Annotated in this window: 21 protein-coding genes and 1 tRNA gene; 14 read left to right on the forward strand and 8 right to left on the reverse strand. The window is 37.3% G+C overall.

All coding sequences use genetic code 11. The annotated features are described in order from the left end of the window. The first annotated feature begins 333 nt into the window (after positions 1 to 333). From C9J38_RS13370 to C9J38_RS13380, 3 genes are all read left to right on the forward strand, one after another. The gene (locus C9J38_RS13370; RefSeq protein WP_107207525.1) at positions 334 to 855 is read left to right on the forward strand and encodes a DUF2058 domain-containing protein; all 522 of its coding nucleotides are present in this window, start codon (positions 334 to 336) and stop codon (positions 853 to 855) included. A 356-nt stretch (positions 856 to 1,211) separates the two neighbouring features. Next, positions 1,212 to 2,915 (forward strand): phospho-sugar mutase, encoded by a 1,704-nt coding sequence (locus C9J38_RS13375; protein ID WP_107207526.1) that lies wholly within the window; start codon positions 1,212 to 1,214, stop codon positions 2,913 to 2,915. A gap of 225 nt (positions 2,916 to 3,140) precedes the next feature. Continuing rightward, a complete protein-coding gene (locus tag C9J38_RS13380; RefSeq protein WP_005365948.1) occupies positions 3,141 to 3,317 on the forward strand; it encodes an ATPase in 177 nt (58 codons plus the stop codon). A gap of 601 nt (positions 3,318 to 3,918) precedes the next feature. On the opposite strand, the gene C9J38_RS13390 is transcribed toward C9J38_RS13380, so the two are convergent. Both C9J38_RS13390 and C9J38_RS13395 read right to left on the reverse strand, forming a co-directional pair. After that, positions 3,919 to 4,164 carry a hypothetical protein gene (locus C9J38_RS13390; protein ID WP_005365946.1) on the reverse strand — a complete coding sequence of 82 codons (246 nt, stop codon included), beginning with the start codon at positions 4,162 to 4,164 and terminating at the stop codon, positions 3,919 to 3,921. 218 nt (positions 4,165 to 4,382) lie between these two features. Further along, entirely contained in the window at positions 4,383 to 5,327 is a 945-nt protein-coding gene (locus C9J38_RS13395; protein ID WP_107207528.1) for a questin oxidase family protein, read from the reverse strand. 238 nt (positions 5,328 to 5,565) lie between these two features. On the opposite strand from C9J38_RS13395, the gene C9J38_RS13400 reads away from it, so the two are divergent. Next, on the forward strand, positions 5,566 to 6,453 hold the full coding sequence (locus C9J38_RS13400) for a hypothetical protein (protein ID WP_107207529.1): 888 nt from the start codon (positions 5,566 to 5,568) through the stop codon (positions 6,451 to 6,453). A 41-nt stretch (positions 6,454 to 6,494) separates the two neighbouring features. On the opposite strand, the gene C9J38_RS22125 is transcribed toward C9J38_RS13400, so the two are convergent. Then, positions 6,495 to 6,617, reverse strand: a complete 123-nt coding sequence (locus C9J38_RS22125) for a hypothetical protein (RefSeq protein WP_255418313.1) — start codon at positions 6,615 to 6,617, stop codon at positions 6,495 to 6,497. A gap of 181 nt (positions 6,618 to 6,798) precedes the next feature. After that, a tRNA-Gly gene (locus C9J38_RS13405) sits at positions 6,799 to 6,872 on the reverse strand. Positions 6,873 to 7,618: 746 nt separating this feature from the next. Between C9J38_RS13405 and C9J38_RS13410 the strand changes: the two genes are divergently transcribed. Together C9J38_RS13410 and C9J38_RS13415 are read left to right on the forward strand one after the other, a co-directional pair. Then, positions 7,619 to 8,917 carry a lipopolysaccharide biosynthesis protein gene (locus tag C9J38_RS13410; RefSeq protein ID WP_107207530.1) on the forward strand — a complete coding sequence of 433 codons (1,299 nt, stop codon included), beginning with the start codon at positions 7,619 to 7,621 and terminating at the stop codon, positions 8,915 to 8,917. 45 nt (positions 8,918 to 8,962) lie between these two features. Next, positions 8,963 to 9,364 (forward strand): ACT domain-containing protein, encoded by a 402-nt coding sequence (locus tag C9J38_RS13415; protein ID WP_107207531.1) that lies wholly within the window; start codon positions 8,963 to 8,965, stop codon positions 9,362 to 9,364. A gap of 16 nt (positions 9,365 to 9,380) precedes the next feature. Here the strand turns inward: C9J38_RS13415 and C9J38_RS13420 are convergent, their stop codons facing one another. From C9J38_RS13420 to C9J38_RS21910, 3 genes are all read right to left on the reverse strand, one after another. Continuing rightward, on the reverse strand, positions 9,381 to 10,373 hold the full coding sequence (locus tag C9J38_RS13420; RefSeq protein ID WP_107207532.1) for a nickel/cobalt transporter: 993 nt from the start codon (positions 10,371 to 10,373) through the stop codon (positions 9,381 to 9,383). 19 nt (positions 10,374 to 10,392) lie between these two features. After that, complete coding sequence (locus C9J38_RS13425; protein ID WP_233217767.1) at positions 10,393 to 11,037, reverse strand: DUF1007 family protein; 645 nt, start codon at positions 11,035 to 11,037, stop codon at positions 10,393 to 10,395. Positions 11,038 to 11,182: 145 nt separating this feature from the next. Then, the gene (locus tag C9J38_RS21910) at positions 11,183 to 11,326 is read right to left on the reverse strand and encodes a hypothetical protein (RefSeq protein WP_199187177.1); all 144 of its coding nucleotides are present in this window, start codon (positions 11,324 to 11,326) and stop codon (positions 11,183 to 11,185) included. 381 nt (positions 11,327 to 11,707) lie between these two features. Between C9J38_RS21910 and lptA the strand changes: the two genes are divergently transcribed. Beyond that, positions 11,708 to 12,205, forward strand: a complete 498-nt coding sequence (gene lptA, locus C9J38_RS13430; RefSeq protein WP_107207533.1) for a lipopolysaccharide transport periplasmic protein LptA — start codon at positions 11,708 to 11,710, stop codon at positions 12,203 to 12,205. Between the two features lie 131 nt (positions 12,206 to 12,336). Beyond that, the gene (locus tag C9J38_RS13435) at positions 12,337 to 12,804 is read left to right on the forward strand and encodes a GNAT family N-acetyltransferase (protein ID WP_107207534.1); all 468 of its coding nucleotides are present in this window, start codon (positions 12,337 to 12,339) and stop codon (positions 12,802 to 12,804) included. 69 nt (positions 12,805 to 12,873) lie between these two features. Here C9J38_RS13435 and C9J38_RS13440 read toward each other — a convergent pair whose 3' ends face one another. Next, a complete protein-coding gene (locus C9J38_RS13440; RefSeq protein ID WP_107207535.1) occupies positions 12,874 to 14,025 on the reverse strand; it encodes an iron-containing alcohol dehydrogenase in 1,152 nt (383 codons plus the stop codon). A gap of 227 nt (positions 14,026 to 14,252) precedes the next feature. Between C9J38_RS13440 and C9J38_RS13445 the strand changes: the two genes are divergently transcribed. The 6 genes from C9J38_RS13445 (at position 14,253) to C9J38_RS13470 (ending at position 23,173) form a co-directional block, all read left to right on the forward strand. Next, the gene (locus C9J38_RS13445; RefSeq protein WP_107207536.1) at positions 14,253 to 15,167 is read left to right on the forward strand and encodes an AraC family transcriptional regulator; all 915 of its coding nucleotides are present in this window, start codon (positions 14,253 to 14,255) and stop codon (positions 15,165 to 15,167) included. A 170-nt stretch (positions 15,168 to 15,337) separates the two neighbouring features. Beyond that, complete coding sequence (locus tag C9J38_RS13450) at positions 15,338 to 15,952, forward strand: NAD(P)H-dependent oxidoreductase (protein WP_107207537.1); 615 nt, start codon at positions 15,338 to 15,340, stop codon at positions 15,950 to 15,952. 11 nt (positions 15,953 to 15,963) lie between these two features. Then, positions 15,964 to 17,904, forward strand: coding sequence for a monovalent cation:proton antiporter-2 (CPA2) family protein (locus C9J38_RS13455; protein WP_107207538.1), 1,941 nt, complete (start codon positions 15,964 to 15,966; stop codon positions 17,902 to 17,904). A gap of 501 nt (positions 17,905 to 18,405) precedes the next feature. Further along, positions 18,406 to 20,547, forward strand: a complete 2,142-nt coding sequence (locus C9J38_RS13460; RefSeq protein ID WP_233218507.1) for a TonB-dependent siderophore receptor — start codon at positions 18,406 to 18,408, stop codon at positions 20,545 to 20,547. 54 nt (positions 20,548 to 20,601) lie between these two features. Next, positions 20,602 to 21,174: a YfiR family protein gene (locus C9J38_RS13465; protein ID WP_233217780.1), complete on the forward strand. Its 573-nt coding sequence runs from the start codon at positions 20,602 to 20,604 to the stop codon at positions 21,172 to 21,174. Beyond that, the gene (locus C9J38_RS13470) at positions 21,164 to 23,173 is read left to right on the forward strand and encodes a diguanylate cyclase domain-containing protein (RefSeq protein WP_107207540.1); all 2,010 of its coding nucleotides are present in this window, start codon (positions 21,164 to 21,166) and stop codon (positions 23,171 to 23,173) included. Before C9J38_RS13465 ends, C9J38_RS13470 begins: the two co-directional genes overlap by 11 nt. Positions 23,174 to 23,808 lie beyond the last annotated feature (635 nt).

The following is a 23,808-nucleotide window of genomic DNA, read 5'->3' on the forward strand; positions in this document are numbered from 1 at the left end:
TTATGATGAATGAAAAAATTGTAAGGCATCTTTAAACGACGCGAGACGAAATTTTGAGAATAACTCAATTAATTAGATGATGGTGAGGTATCGCGAGTTTAATGACTAAGGAAGAGACAAAGCGGGAAATAATGCTGAACTCTACTTTTTTATTAAATTGTTAACTGTGATTTGTTAGATGAATAATCGATTCTTTAGCCATTAAGAATGGATTTAAAGTCTGCAAGTAATTTTATTGTTTAAGCTTGACCTGTTTTAGCGCTAAACGTGATAATACGGCTATAAATTAGTGTGTCTACACTGATAAATAATAATGAATGTTACGGAGTTTCAATGGCAAAGCTAAGTCTACAAGAGCAGATGCTAAAAGCAGGGCTTATAGATAAGAAGAAGCTTAAAAAGGCGGGTAAAACCACTAAAAAATCTCGTACTCAAGCGAAAGAAGCAAAAGCTGCTGTTGAAGCAAATCGCATAGCACAGCTAGAAAAAGATAAAGAGCTTAATCGCGTTCGTGATGAAGAGATCAAAGCGAAAGAGCTGGCTGCTCAAATTAAACAGCTTATTGAAATGAATCGCTTGGATCGTCAGAGTGGTGATATCGGTTACAATTTTACTGATGGTTCAACGGTTAAAAAGATCTATGTTGATAAAGTAATGCAAAATCAGCTAGTAAATGGTCGTTTAGCGATTGCACGTTACCTTGATGGCTATGAAGTAATCCCCGCTTCTGTCGCAGATAAGATTGCACAACGTGATGAAGAATCTATTGTATTAAATAATACCGTGGCTGACAGTATTGCAGATGAAGATGATCCGTACGCAGACTTCGTTATTCCAGATGATTTGATGTGGTAAGAATATCTTACTGATTAAATAGGTTCAGAGATTAAAAACCGATATAGCTAAAGCAAGTAGGCTCTTAGCGTTATCGGTTTTTTTATACGCGTTTTTTAACCTTCGTAATTGCAGCGCATCAGCATATTATTTTTATCGCTAAATCATAGAGTACTGCGCAATATTCACGCTATCGTTTGCGTGTGCAATAATTAAACACACAGATGTAAATATGATAAAAATAGCATGGTATATAATGCGAATGTTTATCATTTGTGGTTTATTGATAGCATGATGTAGTACTTAATGATGCAAGTTCTTGAACATATCAATTCGATTGTGATTCAGAAAATCATCAACATAGCAGGACAATAATAATGAATAGTGATATCGCTCGTTGGTTGGAACGCGATCCTGACCCAAAAACACGAAATGAATTAGAACAGCTTATCCAAGACAATAATCAAGCAGAGTTAACGGATCGTTTTAACGGTCGATTAGCTTTTGGTACAGCAGGATTACGCGGAGTTGTTGGTGCTGGGCCTAATCGAATGAACCGCTTAGTCATTCAAGAAACAGCGGCAGGATTGGGGCAATATCTGTTACGTTCAGTCCCTGAAGCGGCCAGTAAAGGTGTTGTTATTGGTTATGATGGGCGTCCTGATTCACAACAATTTGCACATGACACAGCATCAGTATTAACCGCACAAGGCATTAAAGTCTATTTAACGGTAAAAGTGGCACCAACGCCAGTTGTTGCATTTGGCGTGAAACATCTTCATACCGCTGCTGCTGTTGTTGTTACTGCCAGCCATAATCCTCCGCAATACAATGGCTTTAAAGTTTACTGGGAAAATGGTGCACAGATTATTCCGCCGCAAGATGCTGGAATCGCCGATGAAATTGATAAAGCGACAAAACATGAATTGTCGTATTTACCGCTAGAAGAGGCTGAAGATAAAGGGCTACTCGTTTGGCTAGATGAAGACTACTACCAAGCTTATCGCCAAACGATGAATACCAATCCGTTACTGATAAATCACACCAATCCGCAATCAATTAACATCGCTTATACGGCAATGCATGGTGTTGGTGCCGAAATGGCAGAAACATTATTAGCTGATGCTGGGTTTGACCATGTTTACAGTGTTGCAGCGCAAAGAGAGCCTGATGGTACTTTCCCTACGGTCAAATTCCCTAACCCTGAAGAAACTGGCGCGATGGATCTTGTTATTGCGGAAGCAAAAAAACACGATGCAGTATTAGCTTGTGCCAATGATCCAGATGCAGATCGCTTTGCTGTTGCTGTACGTCGTGACGACGGTGAATACCAAATGCTAACAGGGGATCAGGTTGGTACATTATTCGGCTATTACTTATTAAGCCATGCACATGCTAATCAAAACCTAGTGGGGAATACAATTGTATCTTCAAGCTTACTTGGCAAGATTGCGACGACTCTTGGAGCGCGTTATTACCAAACGTTAACGGGCTTTAAGTGGCTAACTAATGTAGCGATGGCACAACAAACAGAAGAGCATCAATTCCTGTTCGCATACGAAGAAGCATTGGGCTACACCATTGGTAGTAAGGTGTGGGACAAAGATGGTTTATCTGCATTAGTTGCGTTTGCACAATTAACCGCAGAGTTGCATGCTAAAGGGCAGACTATTTGGGATCAATTAGAAGCTATCTATCGTGAGCATGGTTTGTATATTAATGCGCAACGTAGCATTGCATTGGATCCAACCGCTGCGCCTATCGGTGATACATTACGCCATCAACCACCAACAGAGATTGCAGGGTTACCGATTGTATGCACAGAAGATTATAAGCAATCGTTGAGAACATTTAGTGATGGTACAGTTGAAGGTATTGAATTACCCGTTAGCGATGTATTGATCTATCACTTACAAGGTGGGGCTCGCGTTATTGTTAGGCCTTCAGGGACGGAGCCAAAGATAAAATGTTACTACGAAGTAGTAGAGCCAATGTTACATGAAGATACCATGATTCATGCCCAGCAACGTGCTCAAGAAGCGATGGATATGTTGATTGAAAAGCACCAACAGTCATTGTAAGTAAATTGATTTAATAGAACGATGATGAGTGCGGCATTAATCGATCACCAATGATCTATTTTGCCGCATCTTTTATGCCGGTGACTGCGGCAAACAACGTGGAAGTAGTTATGCAGATTAAAGGTCATTTGGCTATGCATGTGAAACGGTAAACAAGATGCTATCGTGAAACATTTACGTGTATAATCAGCAAATAATATACTATTTAAAAGTTAGGGTTTTCCTATGCATGATTTAAATTTATCTATACCTGATGATTACGAAAAAGAGCCAGAGCTCCCTATTCCCGAGCTTGATGAGCAGAAGAAAATTGTTGCTGAATTAAAGCGATTAGAAGAGGCGGGTGAGCTAACACCAGAAATTCTTCATGCATTTATGACCGGTGAAAGAAAACCGGAATAAGTATCAACTGAGCCTCTGTATTAAGATGATTTTGTCAAATATATAGGGGCTTGATTATTTCTGTAATTATCGATACTAACAAATTGATAATATAAACAAAAAAGTAATTCAATATAGGTTCTAAGTAGTAACAAAATAGCATATGACATAAGCACCTGATTGCATTAATGTGTGCTTATTATTACGGCTGTGTGAGCATACCTATATATGTATTATGTGACCGCCAAGAATATATTTCTAAGTGGCTGGGGGCGTGCAGGTAAGTTTGATTGTTATGTTTGTATTATTTGTAAAACAAGGCATGAAGCAAGTATTGTTGCAGTGAATGCTCAATATCGTTCAGATCTGCAGCGAGTAAAAATACATTCAAAAATCCCATTATCGTTAACAGAAGATACGTTAAAGATTGGTCGGCATATCCTTACTGCTTACATTGTAAAAGTACTCGACAAAACCACAGAGCCTAAACTATTTATGCCTAATTATTTTCAATATAGATCTAAACCGAAAATACTAAAACGATAGTTAAGATGTCTTATGGTCAGTATTTAGGATCTAACGCAATAACAATATGATAAAGATCAGATCCTAAAGTATTTAATTAGTGATGTTTCACACCGTTACGAACAATATCTTTACCATTATCATAAACATCTTGGCTTAACCAGCGTCCATAAATCAACTGCTGATTCTTATCAAAAACAGCGATGAAAGGGCGACCATCAGCGTTATTTTTAGCTAAGCCAATGCCTTCTACATCTTTTAAGCCTAAACCACCATTTTCAATTGAGATAATAAAGGTTTTTAACTCTTCTAGCGTTTCAATAACGTCTTGTTCAATTTTCATTTGTTAATTACCACATAGTAAAAAAGCGTAAGCTGTTTATAAAATAACGTAGATCTAAATTTAACTCTACAGGGTAATACTCTACCTCTGATGCTTTATTTTTGAAATGGCTAGCTTTGTATCGTATAAGATTACGTTAAATAAATGAAAGTTTCACAAACGGACTGCATAGAAAATAGCCATATAAACATCATCATATGGCTGGATATTACTTAATATTAAAGGCTTTCATTGGCTATACATTGATTCGCAATATACTTTAATTCTGCCAATGGATAGCGCTTATAAAGCTCACTACAGCTGTATATCAACGTTATCGTGTGATCATTGTTACTTAAAGCTCCACGTGTGATCGTTTCAAGCCAACTAAGGTGAGGGGGAGGCGGTAATACATCACGAGATTGCGGAAGGTTTTTTCCTACCGTCGCAAAAGCGGCTGTATAACTTTGCCAAAACCATTGTAATGCTGTTTGTTGATCTGGAAAATATTGTAACAACTCGATAAAAGCGTGAACGGCAGTAATACCATATAAGAAGGTGGAGTCACTTGTTTTACGGTAATACTCAACAACTAGCTGCAATACTTTTTCTATTGTTATATCAACAGGGACGGGAGCAAGCTTTAGATAGTTAGGATGCTGTGCCACCTCAAAAATACGCTGACTAGCATTATTGGTTTGGAATGAGCTATTTGAAAAAGCATACACCAGTTGCTCTAACTGCTGCTCTGCGTTGTATTTCTCTGTTATCGATAATGGAGTAATAAGTTGATAGCTTTGTTCCCAATAGGTTAATGCATAAGCGATCTCACGTTGCTGCTGGCTTTTTATCGCATAAGATAACCGTATCATGCATTGGAAAGCTTGTGCATTAAAACTAGCAATTAACCTTGGCATATAGGCGATGAGTGTTGCTTCAACGCCATCATTTTTAATACGTTGCTCAATTTTATCCGCTTGTTTAATAAAGGGCTCATTACGAGCGACGTTTTCAAGCTGTGATATATATTGATGATAAAAAAGTAATATACGCTCGTCGTTAGCACCCATTTGATCAAGTGCAACTAAAGTCATTGGTAAATGATTACTGATCCCATTTTTATAGGTCGGTTGAAATTGTAATCCCGCTACAATTAATTCGTTAGTTAATAATGATGTTTTCATCTATCGCTTCCATGCAATTTACAACATATTCAATATTAGACGTTCAAAGTAAGAGTGCCTACTTTAAATCGTTTAACTGATTGAAAAATAGTCATATAAAGGAAGTTTTTGATAAATAAAAAATGAGCTTATTGGCGAGGTTTTTAGCAAAATTGATGAAATCTTATAACTGAGTAATAGCACCATACATTTGCAAACTACATTGTTCTATTAAGAGATGATTAATAGGTTGTAGTTTATGGCTTGGCGAATATTTTTAACGTTGATAGCGTGTGGTTCAATGATGGCTTGTAACAGTGATAATGAAAATGCGGTAAAAGTTAATACAACGCCAGAACCAGTACAATCAGAATCAGTTGAAGTGCAAGCGGTAGATGATAACTTGTCTGAGTCTGAGTCTGAGTCTGAGTTCTTGACTCAATCGGCTCCAGAACCTGAATGCGACTTAGAAAGTGTTAATTTACTCGATTTTGTTCCTTGGCAACGTGAAGAAGGCTGGTGGGTTGGCGAATATACCTTTTTAGGGGCAGATGGTGATCCCAATGTTTCTGCGAGTTGGCCATATCGTTACGATCATTATCGTGGATTTATCCATTTAGAAGTCATTGGCAACAGTATTAAGCAGCGTAACGTATTTTTGTACCCAGCTAAAAATTCATCTGAATGTGATTCTGTTGAAGATGTTGTTGGCTCTGGTATATGCGGTGATAACGGTAATGAAAAAGTCTTTAGTGCTGATCAAAGCGCGTCAGATTGTGATGGTAATTTATCTGGACCATTTGAAGCTTTTGGTATGACGCTAAGTACCACAACAACATTGATCGGTGATGATACTGTACTGTATCAAGTGCGTTTACCCGATGGGAGTTTTACCCAAAATCAGCTAACGACACTACCACCGAACGATACGCGAGTGCGTACTGCTCAAGGTTTCTTTATGGGATCATCAACATATGCGAGTTACTATCGAGAGCGTAAGGTGACAAAAGAAGAGTTTGTGCAGTTATTAGAAGAAACACGCCAAGAATACAATATATTAGAGCTTGATTATTGTGGTTATGATTCGGGTAGTAACCCAAGCAACGTATCCTGTGACGAACATTTTGGTGTGGTGTTGGGAGATTAAACATAAAGACCAACAAAACATGTTGGTCTTTATTTTTATAATTACTTAATACTGCGGCTCATTTCAACATTGCCATGAGCTTGAATCGATGTGCCTTCTGATAGTGAGTGAGCACAGCCGATAATGAATATGCTAAGAAAGGCTAATATAATCCAATTATTCATTATTTATCTCAGTTAGTCGTAGTAAGGGAGGCAACTTTACGCAGTTAAATAAAGAGATTCAAGTGGGCAGAATTTTGTGTGTATCATGAGGAAAGTCAGAGGATTAATATTAATCAAAATATTGACGTTATAGATAAGAGAATCAGTTCGCTAAAATTAGAATGCAGGCCTTGATAAAGACTGGAGCGGATAACGGGAATCGAACCCGTGTCTTGAGCTTGGGAAGCTCAGGTAATACCATTATACGATATCCGCTCTGTTGTTTTACCATAAGTTTTGCTATGTGATGAGTCAATTAAAAAATGATGAAGAGAGTTAATTATTAACAAAATGACTTTAATAAAGAATGACTGTAACTTATAGCAATTTGTATCTGTATTATTTCGATTTCTGGTACGTATACCACATGTAATATTGGGTTATTATAAATCTCTACCAATTCCCATTACATATTTAATAATATGGAAAATCGCCTTTTAAACCGTTTAGATACTGCTTTTTTGACGTTTAAGCCGTATATAAGCAGAAAGTGAAGTAATCAATAACTGTCTTTTCTAAGCGTTAATAGTTTACTCGGCTAATATGTGACCCATCCCCTGCAATAAGTGTGACATGCGTCACATTTTAAGGTATTATTCAAGCTCAAATAAAGAAATGTCATTGTCCTAACAAACAAATATCGTTGGGGTGGACAATGTCTTTTACATATTACAATTGTATTATCTTACGTTGGACTTCAAGAAATGTCGTTAATTACTATTAGTAGAAATAAAATTAAAACTATTCGTGATAAAATTAAAATCTGTGTTAATAATGGTGATGTTGCAAATGTTTCATTATTGTTGTCAGAACTTGAATCAGAATTAAATATTTTTGAGTCATTATACTCATCACCTAAAGAAATATAACCAATAAAGGATTAATGGATTATTATATTTACGAGAGATATTTAAAGATAAATAACGTATTATAATCAGTCTGATGATTTATTGTTTATATATATGGAAAAGCAAAATATTGCCCCGCCATCAAGTGAAGATGCTTTATCTCGATTGAAAACGGCTTTTAAAGCAGGCGCTGCCGCGACACTAGCCAGTATTTCTATTGGTTTTTTATTCAAGATTTGGCTCGCTCAGTGGGTTAATAAAGACGACTTAGCGCTGTTTAATAGTGTGATAGATATTGTATCTCTATCATTAATATTAATGACGGGTTTTCGCTCTTCTATGGTTGTGACTTACAGCCAAACGAATAATGATCGTGACATTATCAATATTTTCCGGTTTTGCTTGATCACGATTGTTCTCTTAACATGGGGAGTTGTACTTCCATACATTAAACACGAATTACACATCAACGTTGGCTATTTCGAAATGGTTGGTGTGATTTTTAGCATGGGAATGAAGGTTTATTTTACCAACTTGATAGCCATGTACCGTTTGTATGATGTGTCTAATAAAGTGACTTGGATAGAGCCTGTTACGAATGTAGCGGGCTTTGTTATTTGTTACTACGTATTGCACTTTACACCACTTGCCTCATTGTTTTATAGCATGGCATTTTCATCGCTTGTTGCTGCCCATTTTATGTATTGGAAGCGACGTAAACAAATTGCGACGAAACCAATAAAATCGGTTCAACTTGATCCTAATATGCGTAACTATGTTCGCAAAAGCTTCACTGCCTCATTAGAAGCAGGGGCGAGTATATTGATGATTTATATTACGGTTTTATTGACGATCACGCATTTTAGCTTAGATGAACTTGGCGATTTCCAAGTCGTTGTTCGTCCGATATTCACTTATATGACGATGTTATTTGTCTTTCCTATTTATCGTTTTGTTTTGCCTGAGTTAACCTTATGTATTAAGCAAGGTGATCACCAACAAGTCAAAGCAATAAGGCGTTGGATTTTTCGTCTCGCAGCAATGGTGAGTGTGACATTTTTCCTCATTATGCTTATCGGTGGGCGTGAAATTATAGGTTTTGTTTTTCCCCCTCAGTATCATGGTGCCGTTATTGTATTATTTCATTTTTCTATGTTCTTTATTTTTATGATGCTAAATGCTTACCAATTAGCCTATATAAAAGCCCATGGGAAATTCACATTAAGCTTACTCATTCGTCTTAGTGGTATCATCACGCTAATAGCAAGTTATTATTTATTATCGATATTTACTGCAAATGTTGTCGCTATTATTGTCGCATTATGTTTAGGTTATGTAATGATGTTCATTCTATCAACGATTGCTGAACGTAAAATATTAAACGGGTATAAGCTGGCTTTATCCAATAGTTAGCTTGTACTTAATATTGTCTTGGATTGATTTTAGGGAAAAAGAAAAATGGCTGGTATCACTGATTTAACTGAGCTTCTGATGAATTTACAACCAGAATTAAGCCTTACGCGTTATATTTTTTGTTGCACAGAAAATACTAATCTAGATGCTATTGCTTCTATGTCACCATTAGCGACATTTTGTGAAGAAGAAGGAATGACATTCATTTTAAGTTATGAAAGTGCAGTCCAGCATAATATTGAAATCAATAATGTGTATCGCTGTATTACATTAAAAGTACATTCCAGTTTGGAAGCTGTTGGTTTAACGGCTACTGTAGCATCAGAGCTTGCGAAGCATGGAATTAGTGCCAATGTGATGGCAGGGTTTTATCATGATCATATTTTCGTCAATGAAAATCATGCCGAGCAAGCTATGCTAGCGTTAACTGAATTATCGCAACGCTAGCATAGAAAAGATTTATTTAGAGTACAGGCGACATCCCATAGCTTTGACTATTAAGTAGCAGTAAACCAAGTCCGATGAGCAATAAGCCCCCAAATAGCTTAAATACTAATGGGGCAAATGAATGCTGGTGATCAGAGTACGCAAGATATTTTGTTACCAGCTTTTTACCCGAAAGTGTCATTGTAGCGATCGTTGAAGTCGTCAGCGCCGTTCCCACAGCCATCAGTAAAGCGCTCACTACACCTAACCAGTACATATCAACCATATTGGCAAAAAGTAGTGCTAATATCGCACCTGTACATGGACGAATACCAATACTGGCGATAATTGCAATATATTCACGCATATTGGTTGCTTGATTAATACTATCAGCATCAGCAAAGTGTTTATGCCCACAACCACAATCACTGCTATGGCTATGGCTATGGCTATGGCTATGGTTATGATGAGTATGGTCATGTTTATGGGTTTTCTGTTTGTATAATTGCCAGCTTTGTTTTAAAGCTCGGTAAGCAACAATTACACCCAGTAATAACATGGCCACGAAGCTAAGTGTGATGAATCGGTCTGCTGCGCTATTAATTTCACGCATCGATGAATTAAAAAACACCAGTAGAACGGTAACTAGCACTATAGCAACTAAGGCTTGTAAAAAAGCAGAGATAACCGTCATGATTAAGCTTGCTTTTACTTTAGCTGGGTTTGTTGCTAGATAGGTCGTTACAATCATTTTGCCGTGTCCAGGGCCTAATGAATGAAATACACCATATAAAAAGCTGACGCCAGCCAGCGAATAGATAGCAGCGGGGTTTTCTTTTGCATCATAAAGCAAGTCACTCAATTGACCGTTTATTTCACGTTGCCATTTTATGGTGCTAAGCATTAACGTTGGCCAATTGTGCCAAAGTAAATAACCGACAATAATTAAAAAAGTGGCTACAAGGGTTGCGCCTAACCAATAGTTTCCTTTGTTCGTATGAGCATGTTGCTCGGAATGATGGTGCTCCATGGAAATCCTTTAATAAGAGTTAGTCGGCTGATTGGCAATGCAGTTTTACTGTTTGAGTAAATAGTTGACCAAGTGCATTATCGGGATCGGCATCAGGTGGTAATGATTGGGCATAAAGCATTTGCTCTGGACTTGGGTTAGGCTCAACGAGGTCAAAAGTACAGACTTTGCTTAACTCTGGCGATAAGATGATGTCGTTTTTTGCTTTCCAAGACATATCAACATAGTAACTTGGTTCAAAAATAAGTAGTCGTAATGAATCTTTGGTTAGTGGCTGAGGTTTAGACAGTGGAAGTTCAAATGTGAGTGTCGCTTTAGCGCGATCTTTTGTTAATACTCCATCGGTAGCAATTTTATATTTGATTGGTTCTTGGTCATTATAAAAGTAAGTAAAATAATGCTCATTCATCATATTTTTCATTACAGAATCACCAACACGAGCAAGTGTTTCTGTTTTGCTTTCCGGCGACATATCTTCACCGTCCAGCATATATGCTGTTGTCATAGCATCAAAAGTCCATACCATTTTAAATCCTGTGATTTGTTTTTTATCACCTTGGATATAGGTTTTCATATCAATCCATGAGTGTGGATGTGCTTGGCTAGCGGTTGAAAACAAGGTTAAAGACGAAAGTAATATTGCAGGAAAAGAAATCCAACGCATAGAAAATGCAATCTCCATATTTACAAGCTTGGCACTATGTTTAAGCATCAAAGAAGACTAAAGTAATGTTATATTATAACAGTGCCCTTTGTTTGCACAAAGTGAATTCAGTGCAAATAATCTTGAGGATATATGGTAATTAAGACTAGGGTTTTAATTCTGCGAGTAAAAATGCAGAAGTCGCAATAATGATACCAGCAAAGATGGCGAGTGGTTGGTTATGGTCAAAGCCTGCAATCAGCGTTAACACTATGCCCAATGCGATATATAGCTTCTGTCTGATGATCATTTAGCACTCCAATACGATGTATTTCTTTATTAATAACACGCATCGCGGTAGGTGTGTTAACGACATGTCAAATCTTAGTTGTTAGAAGATACGTAGTTTAATTAACTGATTGATAAATGTTTTATATCGTTTAGAGTTTGAAGTTGTATAGTTCTTCAATATAAATATGTGCAGTAAGATAATCTATAAACTGGTATTTAGCCTGTAGATAGTACTAATTTTGAACTATGTGATACAGGTAAGGCTAAACTTGGTATTAGTGACCGTTTTGATGAAATAAAAAACGCCATTTCAAATTATTCATCGCTTTGCCGCTATTTGCTGATTTTCAAGGTATAATAAGCAAAGAAGACGTAAATAATAGAGTAGAAGAAACTAAGTATGAAATTAAAGCTATTTGTGGCTGGATGTATGTTGTTACTGAGTTCATCGACATGGGCTGAAAAAGCAGATACACAACTCCCTATCCATTTGGCAGCAATTACACAAGATGTTGATGTTATCAATAATATCACAACCTTAACTGGAAAGGTTGATATCACACAGGGTGGCGTTCAGATTAAAGCGGACAAGGCCGTGATAAAGCTGGACAGCAAAACAAAAGCACTAAAGAGTGTGGAAGTTTATGGTAAACCCGCTTACTTTCATCGTGTAATGGAAGATGGAAAGGTGGTGGATGGAGAGTCGCTTTACGGCATTTATACACCAACAAATAACATGATGGTGTTAAAAGATAAGGCTAAAATAACTCAAAATGGCAGTACGATCCAAGCGGCTGAAATAAGCTATAACTTGGCTTCTCAGGTGATGCAAGCAAAAGGCTCTAAGTCACGCCAAGTGAATACTGTTTTACTGCCTGAAAATTTAAATAACCGATGAGCAAAATAAGCAGAAGTCTTTATTGCTTTTGCTTATATTTGGTCAAATTGACATAGATTTTGCACGTTGTTCAAAAACTGATCAATGATCTTATAGAAATACTAATAAAATAGAGAAAGAAGGTCGCTGCAGTGGAATTAGTACAAGTTAATGCTTCAAACATAACCATTTATTTAAACTTAACTCAGGCATATGAAGCTGAGTTTTCACCACTGACGAAAAAAGTGCCTGATAATGATGGTAAATTTGCGCTTGATACACCAATAGAAGGTAATGTACTTGGCTTTCTTTTATATTTTGATGGTGTGCCAGCGGGATTAGCAGCGATTGCTGACCATGGTAACAGTCATTATGAGGTATGTGATTTCTATGTTGTGCCTGTCTTTCGTAAAAATAAAGCAGGTCAACGTTTCGCACATAGCTTGTTTTCAATGATGCCAGGTGAATGGGAAAGTAAGCAAATTGAAGGCGCAGTACATGCGATTGCTTTTTGGCGTCGTGCTATCGGTGCGTACACAAATGAACAGTATGTTGAAGATATTTATCACGATAGCTACTGGGGTGATGTTACTCGCCAGCGTTTTACTATTTCGGTTTAGTGATTACAAAAATAATAAAGGGAGCTAATGCTCCCTTTTTTCAAATTGTTAGCGTATTACAATATAAACTTATAATGCCGTCATTAAGATTTTACGACTTATCTCTGGCGTAATATCGTGATGTTCACTTAATGCGATCATGCCATGTTTTTTAAGGCTTTCGATAAGAACATCGATATCTTTTTCTCCTAAATCAACGTCAGTAAGTGTTGTTGGGACACCCATTTGTTTGAAAAAGGCGATGGTTTTTTCAATCGCAGCGTCAATACGTTGATCTGCTGTACCTGTTGTTAAACCAAAGATACGCTCAGCATATTGCAATAATTTTGCTTCTTTTTCTTTACGACGTACTTTCATAACAGCAGGTAATACAATGCTTAGCGTACGAGCATGATCAATACCGTAATTACCTGTTAATTCATGGCCAATCATATGTGTTGTCCAATCCGATGGAGCGCCAACACCAATTAAACCATTGAGTGCTTGAGTGGCAGACCACATAATATTGGCTCGAACGGCAAGATCATCGGGTGTGGCTAATGCTTTTGGCCCTTCTTCAACTAAGGTATGCAGTAAACCTTCAGCAAAACGATCTTGGACTTTTGCATTCACCGGATAAGTTAAGTACTGCTCCATTGTATGAACAAAGGCATCAACAACCCCGTTTGCTACTTGGCGAGAAGATAAACTCAATGTTGTTTGTGGATCTAAAATAGCAAATGCAGGTTTTACGAGTGGCGAGCCAAAGAATAACTTGTCTTTACCACGCGAAACTACAGAACCACCATTACTTTCAGAACCCGTTGCAGGTAAAGTTAATACACAACCAAGAGGAACAACCTTAGTGACAGGCTCTTGCTTAAGTAAAATGTTCCAAGGATCTTCTCCCTGATAACAGGCAGCAGCGGCAACAAATTTAGTACCATCAACAACTGAGCCACCACCTACCGCTAATAGGTAATCATAACCTTCTGTTTTAACCAGTTCGACGGCCTTCATCAGTGTGTCATATTGTGGATTAGGCTCAACGCCTGAGAATTCTCCCCAGTTAAATCCGTCCAACGCTGCTGTTACTTGGTCATAAACACCATTTGATTTGATAGAACCGCCACCGTAAATAACCAATACTTTTTTATCTTTAGGAATAGCTTGGCTAATTGCCGCGATTTGACCTTGACCAAAATGAATGCTTGTAGGGTTTTGGTAGGTAAACTTATCCATTGTAGGCTCCGTTATATCGTTGTGATATTGATATTCTAATTATTGTGTTGAGATCTCTAGTGTAGAAGCGAACGTAGGATAAACTAAATACATAATTCTCTTTATTTCTTGCCTATTTCTATTTTAGCCACCTTGCTTGATATGTTAGTTATAAGGTAAATAGGTGTAGAATGGCAAAACAATGACTGTTATGTCGATCGTTAATGAACAGGTTTGATGGATGTACAATGAGAGCTGAGCTTAAAAGAGAGCTAGCTATAGTTGCTAGTCAATTATGTGAATATTACAAAATATCAGACCAAACTAATCGGGTGCATACGTTGCTAACTGGTGTGCGATTATTTCGCATTGATCGTTACCATAAGCTGACGCCACAAATGTATGAACAAGGAATAGTTGTTATTTTTCAGGGAAGTAAAATAGGGCATTTAAATCAACATCAGTTTGGTTATGACGTTGAACAATGTCTTATTGTGTCGACATCTTATCCTATAACATGTGAAACATTTGCCTCTCAGCAAGAACCATTAATGGGGATCAATATTGATATTGATATTAATGCGATCAGCCAGTTAGTTTCTGATATGGAATTAGAATCTAAAAATTGGGGAGAGTTAGACACACGCTGTGGTGTTTCTCCTGCACCAATGACTGAGTCAATGTATCTTTGTATGTTGGAGTTGCTTAATGTTTTGCATAATCCTCTTGATGCTAAGGTACTTGGCCCCTCAATTCTCCGCCAGTTTTTCTATTACTTATTGCAAAGTGAGAAAGGCTATTTATTGGCACACTACTGCGAGCAAGACAGTTCTTTAGCTAAAATTTCGGCCGTGATCGGCCATGTGCAAAAGAATTTTGCGCAAAAATTACATGTTAATGAACTAGCTGCAATGGCTGGGATGAGCGTCTCAGTTTTTCACAAAGTTTTTAAACAAGTTGTCACGGATCCTCCTTTACAGTACATCAAAAAAATTCGGCTGAATCATGCTAAAAACTATATTTTACAAGAAGGTCTTTCAGCCAGCCTTGCGTCTCAACGAGTAGGATATGAAAGTGCTGCTCAATTTAGCCGAGAATTTAAGCGATATTTTGGTGTACCACCTAGCCGTATTGATGAAATTTCAGATTATTCACGAAAATAATCTATAGATATCAATAAATATTTAACTAAAGTTGATTGTGTAATTTCAGGTATAATCGTTATTCTTTTTAGGGATGTAACTTGTTGTTTGTATACATAGTGCGGAACTTTAGAAGCGGTTAGCTGTCACATCGTCGTCGTGGAACGAAATATTATTAAAACAGGAAAATCATGCCTGAGTCTCAACCTAAAATTCTGATCCTATTTGCCCATCCTTCGCCAAATCGTTCAGAGATCAATGTACCCTTATTTAATGCATCTAAAACTATAGCCAATGTAACGTGCGTTGACTTATATGCCGAATATCCAACCTATCGTATTGATATAGATAAAGAACAACAGCGCCTTCGTGAACATGACGTTGTTGTGTTTATGTTTCCACTCTATTGGTATTCCACCCCATCGTTATTAAAAGAATGGCAAGATTTAGTGCTTGAGTACGGGTTTGCATATGGCAGTGAAGGGAATGAACTGGTTGGTAAAAAATTTGTTTGTGCTTTGACAGCCGGAGGCCCTGAATCAAGTTATCGTAAAGAAGGTTTTAACCATTATACCATTCGTGAGTTATTACAACCTCTAGAGCAAATGGCAGAGCTAACGGGTATGGATTTTCTAGCGCCATTTGCACTTTTTGGTGCGGGCATGGCGAATGAAGAAAACCGTATTGAACAGCACATTAAAGATTGGAAACGTGTTCTGATTGCGATTCAAGATAATAAATTCAACTATGAGGTTGCGAGTAAATTATCAAAAATGAATCACAGCCTAGAATTAGTCATTAAATAGAAGAGACGACTATGACTGGATATTTTTTGCAGGCTTTCATCTATTTGGTGGCCGCCGTTATTGCTGTTCCGCTTGCTAAGCGATTAGGGCTAGGTTCAGTACTGGGTTATTTAATCGCAGGTGTGGTTATTGGACCCGTTATTGGTTTAGTTGGTAGCGAAACCACGACGATTCAGCATTTTGCTGAGTTTGGTGTCGTTATGATGCTGTTTGTTGTCGGTTTAGAACTTGAGCCTAAAATGTTGTGGGGTATGCGTCATCGCTTATTAGGCTTAGGTGGTTTACAAGTGGTTGTTACCGCTTTAACCGTGATGGGTATTGCACATTTATTTGATATTGCTTGGTCTTACGCCCTTGCTATTGGTCTTATCTTTTCACTTTCTTCTACTGCGATTGTACTGCAAACATTCAGTGAAAAAGGGCTAAGTAAAACAGAAGGTGGAAAAAGCGCATTTTCAGTATTGCTGTTTCAAGATATTGCCGTCATCCCAATGTTAGCTTTGATCCCTTTACTGGCAGTACCTGAATTAGTGGCAAAGTCACAAGCCGTTGTGACAAAAGCTGCTGAACATCATGATGATCTTAGCCTAGTAGCGAGTCTTCCCGGTTGGGCTTATGCGATTGTAATTATTTTAGCGATCGCTGGTGTTGTAGTTGGTGGTCATTATTTAAGCCGTCCGTTATTCCGTTTTGTTGCTTCATCGGGCTTGCGTGAAATTTTTACCGCAACAGCATTGATGTTAGTTATTGGTATTGCAGCCTTAATGAGTCTAATTGGTTTATCGCCAGCACTCGGTACTTTCCTTGCTGGCGTGGTACTTGCCAATAGTGAATTTAGACATGAACTTGAATCTAATATCGAGCCTTTCAAAGGGTTACTATTAGGGCTTTTCTTTATTACTGTTGGTGCGGGTATTGATTTCAACGTACTGTTTGATCAATTTGGCACAGTAATTGGCTTAACCATTGGTGCGATGTTGGTTAAGTTTATTGTTCTGTTGGTACTTTCTTTTATTTTCAAGGTAAAAGGCAGCGACCGTTGGCTCTTTGCGTTAAGTTTGGCGCAAGCGGGTGAATTTGGTTTTGTATTATTAAGCTATACCGTACAAAACAACGTTCTACCTGAGTCAATGAGCCAAACACTCTCACTGGTGGTTGCGCTATCTATGTTTTTAACACCAGGTCTATTTATTTTATATGATCGTGTGATTTTACCTCGTTTCTGCGAGGCTAAAAACGAGCGTGAAGCTGATGAAATAGATGAGCAAGGGAAAGTCATCATTGCGGGTATTGGCCGTTTTGGTCAGATTGTAAACCGACTATTGGCATCTAATGGGGTGCAAACAGTCGTGCTTGACCACTCTGTAACGCAAATTGACAACATGCGCCAAATTAATATTAAGAGTTTCTTTGGTGATGCGACGCGACATGATTTGCTTCATACCGCAGGTATTGAAGATGCAAAACTGTTTATTGTTGCCATTGATGATAAAGAACGAGCCACAGAGCTTGTTCATTATATTAAGCAAACATATCCTCAAGTACGGGTATTAGCACGTGCTTATGATCGAGGCCATCATTATTCGTTACGTTGCGCTGGTGCTGATTACGTGATCAGTGAAACATACCGCTCTGCACTAGCCTTGGGCACAGAAGCGTTGAAAAATTTAGGGGTGCATCCATTCAGAGCTGAGCAGCAAAAGGCTACATTTGTTGAAACTGAAGCCCGAAGTAAAGAGAAGCTTTATCAAACATGGTTAGAAAGTACAGAAGAAGATCGTTTTAATACCTCTTATGTGGAATTGTTTAACCAATTAGAGTCAACATTAAGTGATGTAATGAAACAAGAGCGGACTGACAAGCATACGAAGTCAGAACGTGGTTGGACGCCACCACCTAAAGTGTTTAATGATGAAGTAGAACAAGATTTAGTTGAAAAGCATGATCACTAATAGCTGATGACTATCATTTCTAAGCCATAGAAAAGGAGCTGCAAAGCTCCTTTTTAATTGAGTGAATTATTAATTAGAATATTGAATCAGTGTCGAATTTCTAGATATCACCTTTATTTATTGCGGATAATGGCGAATAAAAAATAATCTTAGAGATAATCCGGTTTCACCAATGTTAGTACTGTTAATAAATCATGAACTTAGTGTTAACTTGATCGGATTATTTACATTTCGTTAAGAAAAAAATAATTCCTTTTTGGAATCAAATTAATAGTGAATTATTAATTGTTATGATAATAAATGTATATTTAACTTCTTGGATATCGCTATGTTAGCTATATATTTATCTAATTGTTACATTATAAATGAAAAAGAATATTTTTTACCATCAATTATTCCATTGGGGTATTTTGCTGGCTATTTGAAGTTTATAAATTGTAATTATTAAAAAACAGAACTACTTTGCTAGAATTAGTTTGAGATTTTTACTTTCTAATAATTATGAAAAATTACTTAATCAAACCATCTATTTTATTTTCAGTACTTTGTTTTTCTAGCTACGGCAATGTTTCATTAGCATCTGAAATTGATGACTTGATGTCGATGGATTTAGATGACCTCACAACGCAAAGTGTGACAGTTACTACGGCTGCAAAGAAAGAGCAATCGTTAAGTGATGTGCCTGCTGCTATTTATGTTATTACCAATGAGCAAATTAAGCGCAGTGGTGTTCGTTCTATAGCTGAAGCCTTAACTTTAGCGCCAGGAGTACAGGTAACTAAAATCAGTGAATTTAATTGGCAAGTATCCTTACGTGGTTTAAACGAGGCATTATTTAACAAATTATTAGTCATGGTTGATGGTCGTAGTGTATTTAGTCCTTTAATGTCAGGGACTTTTTGGCACACTATTGATGCTATTTTAGATGACATTGATCGCATTGAAATATTACGCGGTTCTGCCGGGACAATGTGGGGGGGGAATGCAACTAACGGCGTCATTAATATCATTACTAAAAATAGTAATGAAACGTTGGGACAATTTCTTGAAGTCGCTGTAGGTGAATATAATTATAAAGAAGTTAGTTATCGTAACGGTTTTCAAATTAATGATGTGACAACAGCAAGATTATCAATGAAAGGTGTTCAATCTGACTATTACACTTTCAATGATGATGAATGGAATAGTTATGATATTTCATTTCGTACGGATTATGTTGAAGATGATCGATTTTTAACATTTCAGTTAGGCGGTTATCATACCAAGTCTGAACATTCTGATTGGTATCGTTATGAAATTTTAGAGACCCCCTTTTACCCTAATGATCCAATGAGTGCTGTCGTTGGCTATAAAGTAGGGCTAGAAGATTATTCTCGTGGTTTTTATACTAATTTAAACCTAGGTAAAACGGTTGATGATACGCAGTATGAAGCAACATTGTGGGTTGATAGTAACTCAAGAACAGAACCCTCCGCGAATGGTGAATACGATACATTTAATACAGATGTGTTAGCAATCAAGCAAATAAATCAAAATAATGAGCTGACATTAGGCTTAGGTGCGCGTTATACCAAAATAAAAGTTCCTGAGAAAAAAGCAGACTTTTACCTTGGTATGGAGCCATATCGTCGTACTAGTTCGAAGCAAATAGAACGCGAGCAAATTTATAATGTTTTCTCGCAATTAGAAACTCGGCTAACAGATAAGTTCACCTCTAGCATAGGAGGAAAAGTTGAACATTTCACTCGAAATAATACGACTGAGATTCAGCCTCAAGCGAGATTGTTGTATCGCGCTTCTGATGATCATCAATTCTGGGCGGGCGTTGGTCGAGCTGTTGTAACACCTTCCTCGGTTGATTCGACGACTGATTTATATCGATTAGGATATGTAGTTGCACCCTTGCCTAATTGTGATGTTTCACAGCAAAATTGTTATGCCCAATATCCTATGCTTGCGTTGACGGCGGGTAATTCTGATATGGATAATGAATCGGTTGTTACATGGGATGCAGGATATAGAGGGAAACTCTCAGATACATTATCGATCGATACAACGATTTTCCTAAGTCACTATGAAAATTTGCGGATGCTTGATAATGGGTCATGGTATTGTCGCTACGGTGAATGTGTTGATGGTTCGACACAACCTGGTCAATTAGCCGTTCACGAGTTTAAATTAGTTGATGCTATTGATGCACAAAGTTACGGTGCTGAATTGTCACTGTTTTGGCAGCCAGCAAATGATATAAATATCAATACATCATACAGTTATATTGATACTCAGGCTGAATGCAGTACAGAATATATGACATGTAATAGCTATGATAATGGCGGTTACAAAGTTTTGTATAATCTTCAGCCAAAACATTACGTTTCGTTACAAATGATGTGGACGATTAACTCACAATGGCAAATAGATGGCTGGCTAAAACATAAGAGCTCGGTATCATCATCTCTTGATTTTTATCAGCCGCCTGCAATAACGACAATGGATGTACGTGTTGCGTGGCAATACAATCAAGATTGGCCACTGGTTGAGTTTGTGGTTGATGGTTTAGGTAGTTCAACATATGAAGATTTACCGAATAAAGTACCATTAGAAGAAACAGCGTTTTTACGTTTTTCATGGACAAAATTGTAATGAGGCGGAATGCAGAGTAACTATTTCACTCCAGGTAAAGTTGTGTTGAATAAGATGGTAGGGCTGCTTGCAAAGCCTTACCATTTCTGCCGTTTGTACTTTCTGTGTTTTACTGCTGTTGTACTTATTTGTATCTATACTTTTGCAAATAAAGCCAATGCAGATAGCGTTGCTGACTATGAAATATCTGCTGTCTATATTTACCGTTTTTCTCAGTTTGTTACTTGGCCTCAAGACGACAGAACATTAACTTATTGCACTTTAGGTACTGATAATATCGCGTTAACATTAAGCCGATTGCTGAAAGCTAAAAATAACAAGATTGTTACGTTAACGAGCATTAGTCAGCTTGCGCAGTGCCAAATTGCTTATATTTCTAGGCAAAAAGAACTGGGTTTAACTCAAATACCAATTAAAGAAGGGGTGCTGACGATTGGTACTGGTAATTCCTTTTTAGCAAAAGGAGGGATGATTGAATTACGTTCAGTCAATAATAAAATCCGCCCTGTTATTGCTATATCGAGTGCCAAAAAAGCTGAGTTAACAATAAGTTCAAAATTATTGAAAATAGCTATACTTCCTTCTCTCAATAGCCAGCAGCAGGGAGGGGAAAATCATGCGCAATAATTGGATGAATTCTCTCTCTCTTAATCAACGTCTATATTTGCCGTTAGTCTTTTTTGTTGTTGTACTTTTTATCGTATTTCAAACGTTAAGCTCTTATAAATATATAGAGAGTGAAAAGCAAAATTTAGTAAATCGAATTACGATATTAAGTACGGGTATTGGTACGAATTTAACTGCCGCTATTCAGTTTGACGACGCGACAACCGGGCAAGAGATTTTATCGGCATTTTCAGCCGATCCAATGATCGTATCTGTTTCTGTGTTAACTGCGAACGATGTCGTTTTTGCTGGATTTAACAATACCGATAATAGGCATTTACCAGCAAATGATGCAGAAGAGGTCATAGTTAAAGCGCAGGGGCATGTTTTTAGTAAACAGTATTTATATATGCAGATCCCTATCTATATAGAGAACACAGAGCTTGCAAAAATGCGCATTGTTGTGTCTCTTGATAGATTACATGCCCTTAAATCATCTCAGATAGAAATTAGCTTGTATTTATTAGTGATTTTAATTTTATTTAGTAGTTTCGTTATCCGTCGATTACGGCATTGGATGATCAGTCCTATCCGTCAATTAAATGATGCGATGATTAATGTGATTCACTTTAATCAAACTGAAGTTGTACAGCATCCTACAAGTTCGAAAGATGAGCTAAGTGAATTGATCGATTGCTTTAATACGATGATCATAAAACTGAATCAGCGTGAATTAAAAATTAAACAGACTATTTCTCAATTAGAATATGAGAAAGAATTTGCCGATGATGTGATTAGTACAGTACAGCATGCGCTGTTAGTTGTTGATCATTCTGGACATATAATATTAGCCAATGATAGCAGCTCGAAACTATTTCACGATTCACCACAAGTTCTGCAATCCCAACATATTTGTGATGTGATTAAACCGGTTGATCTTGAAAAATTTCAAGATCAATTAGATCAAACACTAAAGGGCAATAAGCAGTTTAGTCATGATTTAGTTAAAACGGTTGGCATAAAGGGAACGGCAATATATCAAGTAGTGAGCCATCCGCTACAGCATAAAAACCAGACTTTATTTGCGCTAGAAGATGTGACGGAACGGAGTGTTGCAGAGCGGCAACAACAGTTAGCGGCTAAGATTTTTGAAAATAGCCGTGAAGCGATTTTATTACTCAATGGCCAAGGTTATATTGAGATGGTGAATCTCGCTTTTTGTGAATTGATAGGTCAAGAGCACGGAACCATTATTGGTAAATATTACCGTTCGGTATTAATTGAAACCGAAACACTACTGATGAGAAAAGAAATTCTAATGTCGTTGTCTTTAGATCAGCAATGGCAAGGAGAATGTTCGTTCTTTAATCGTAAGAGAGGTGTTACGACATCTTTACATTTAAAAATAAATCAACTGATTGATACTGAAAGTAATGAGAGCCAAATTATTGTGTTGGCTTCCGATATCAGCTCAGTAAAAGAAGCACAACGTTTAGCGTATATTGCTCAGCATGATGCATTAACACATTTACCTAATCGTGAATTCTTACACCATTATCTAGTAGAAGCGCTTACTTTACCTCGTAGCGATGTAATGGCTGTACTGTTTATTGATTTAGACGGCTTTAAATTTGTAAATGACTCTTACGGCCATGATATTGGCGATAAAGTACTTCAAATTGTCGCTAAGAAATTAATGATGAGTGTTCGTCAAAACGATATTGTTACGCGCTTAGCTGGAGATGAATTTGTAGCTGTACTCAATCCGGTTAATAGTCGTGAACCTATTTTAAATATAGGAGAGCGTATTATTAACAATATTTCCCAGTCAATTAATATCAAAGGCTATAGTATTAATATTGGTGCGAGTATCGGTTGTTACTATATTGAACCTCAAGATGTGACGGGGATTGATAGCGTCTTACATTGTGCGGATATGGCGATGTATCAATCAAAGATGCAAGGAAAAGGGCGTATCACTGAGTTTAATCAGCTCAACATAGACACACTTGCCGAATAGTGGTTTAGGCAGCATTATTTTACATAGTATTAAAAAAGAGAGGGCGCAACTTTCGTTGCGCCCTTAGGTCTTACTTGCAGCCATCCTGCTACTATCTTGCTCCTTGCATCATTCCTTTGATTGCTGTAATCCTTCAGCATAATCCTTTTTTCTTCTTCCTGAAGTTGTTCCTATGGCTTCCATAACCCGTCATAACATCCTGTTATAACTCTCATCTCTTTCCTTAGAGGTGTCCTTTACTTCTTCTTGAAGTGTCCTTGTGTCATCCTGACCGGTAAATATCCTATTTACCTTTACTACTTCCAGTAGTCTCCATCACAGTCCTTGTTTGATAAACCATCCTAGTTCATCACATCTCATCCTGAGATCACCAACGTCCTTGGTTCCAATCCTGTTCCTGTCGCCAGTTCCCTCTGACACCATTAATAATAGGTAAAAGTAGGAATAGAATATAGATATAGAGAGGGAAATTTTCTTTGTTGTATCGATTAATTATTTGTATGTATTGATCTTATTTGTTTAAAAACAAATGATTATAAAAATCACATGGACACTATATTCAAATTTAAGTGTGATTGTCTTAGTTGTTTGTAAGAGATCTCTTACAAACAACTAAGCAAAAGTGAACATGAGTT

The sequence above is a fragment of the Photobacterium sp. GB-210 genome (assembly GCF_003026075.1).
Lineage (GTDB): Bacteria > Pseudomonadota > Gammaproteobacteria > Enterobacterales > Vibrionaceae > Photobacterium.

Coding starts and splice junctions, on each gene's coding strand:
- C9J38_RS13450 (WP_107207537.1), top strand. CDS start 15,338: ATGCCTGAGTCTCAACCTAAAATTCTGATCCTATTTGCCCATCCTTCG.
- C9J38_RS13460 (WP_233218507.1), top strand. CDS start 18,406: ATGAAAAATTACTTAATCAAACCATCTATTTTATTTTCAGTACTTTGT.
- C9J38_RS13415 (WP_107207531.1), top strand. CDS start 8,963: ATGGCTGGTATCACTGATTTAACTGAGCTTCTGATGAATTTACAACCA.
- C9J38_RS13455 (WP_107207538.1), top strand. CDS start 15,964: ATGACTGGATATTTTTTGCAGGCTTTCATCTATTTGGTGGCCGCCGTT.
- C9J38_RS13425 (WP_233217767.1), bottom strand. CDS start 11,037: ATGCGTTGGATTTCTTTTCCTGCAATATTACTTTCGTCTTTAACCTTG.
- C9J38_RS13445 (WP_107207536.1), top strand. CDS start 14,253: ATGAGAGCTGAGCTTAAAAGAGAGCTAGCTATAGTTGCTAGTCAATTA.
- C9J38_RS13470 (WP_107207540.1), top strand. CDS start 21,164: ATGCGCAATAATTGGATGAATTCTCTCTCTCTTAATCAACGTCTATAT.
- C9J38_RS13465 (WP_233217780.1), top strand. CDS start 20,602: ATGGTAGGGCTGCTTGCAAAGCCTTACCATTTCTGCCGTTTGTACTTT.
- lptA (WP_107207533.1), top strand. CDS start 11,708: ATGAAATTAAAGCTATTTGTGGCTGGATGTATGTTGTTACTGAGTTCA.
- C9J38_RS13400 (WP_107207529.1), top strand. CDS start 5,566: ATGGCTTGGCGAATATTTTTAACGTTGATAGCGTGTGGTTCAATGATG.
- C9J38_RS13420 (WP_107207532.1), bottom strand. CDS start 10,373: ATGGAGCACCATCATTCCGAGCAACATGCTCATACGAACAAAGGAAAC.
- C9J38_RS13380 (WP_005365948.1), top strand. CDS start 3,141: ATGCATGATTTAAATTTATCTATACCTGATGATTACGAAAAAGAGCCA.
- C9J38_RS13370 (WP_107207525.1), top strand. CDS start 334: ATGGCAAAGCTAAGTCTACAAGAGCAGATGCTAAAAGCAGGGCTTATA.
- C9J38_RS13390 (WP_005365946.1), bottom strand. CDS start 4,164: ATGAAAATTGAACAAGACGTTATTGAAACGCTAGAAGAGTTAAAAACC.
- C9J38_RS22125 (WP_255418313.1), bottom strand. CDS start 6,617: ATGAATAATTGGATTATATTAGCCTTTCTTAGCATATTCATTATCGGC.
- C9J38_RS21910 (WP_199187177.1), bottom strand. CDS start 11,326: ATGATCATCAGACAGAAGCTATATATCGCATTGGGCATAGTGTTAACG.
- C9J38_RS13440 (WP_107207535.1), bottom strand. CDS start 14,025: ATGGATAAGTTTACCTACCAAAACCCTACAAGCATTCATTTTGGTCAA.
- C9J38_RS13410 (WP_107207530.1), top strand. CDS start 7,619: ATGGAAAAGCAAAATATTGCCCCGCCATCAAGTGAAGATGCTTTATCT.
- C9J38_RS13375 (WP_107207526.1), top strand. CDS start 1,212: ATGAATAGTGATATCGCTCGTTGGTTGGAACGCGATCCTGACCCAAAA.
- C9J38_RS13395 (WP_107207528.1), bottom strand. CDS start 5,327: ATGAAAACATCATTATTAACTAACGAATTAATTGTAGCGGGATTACAA.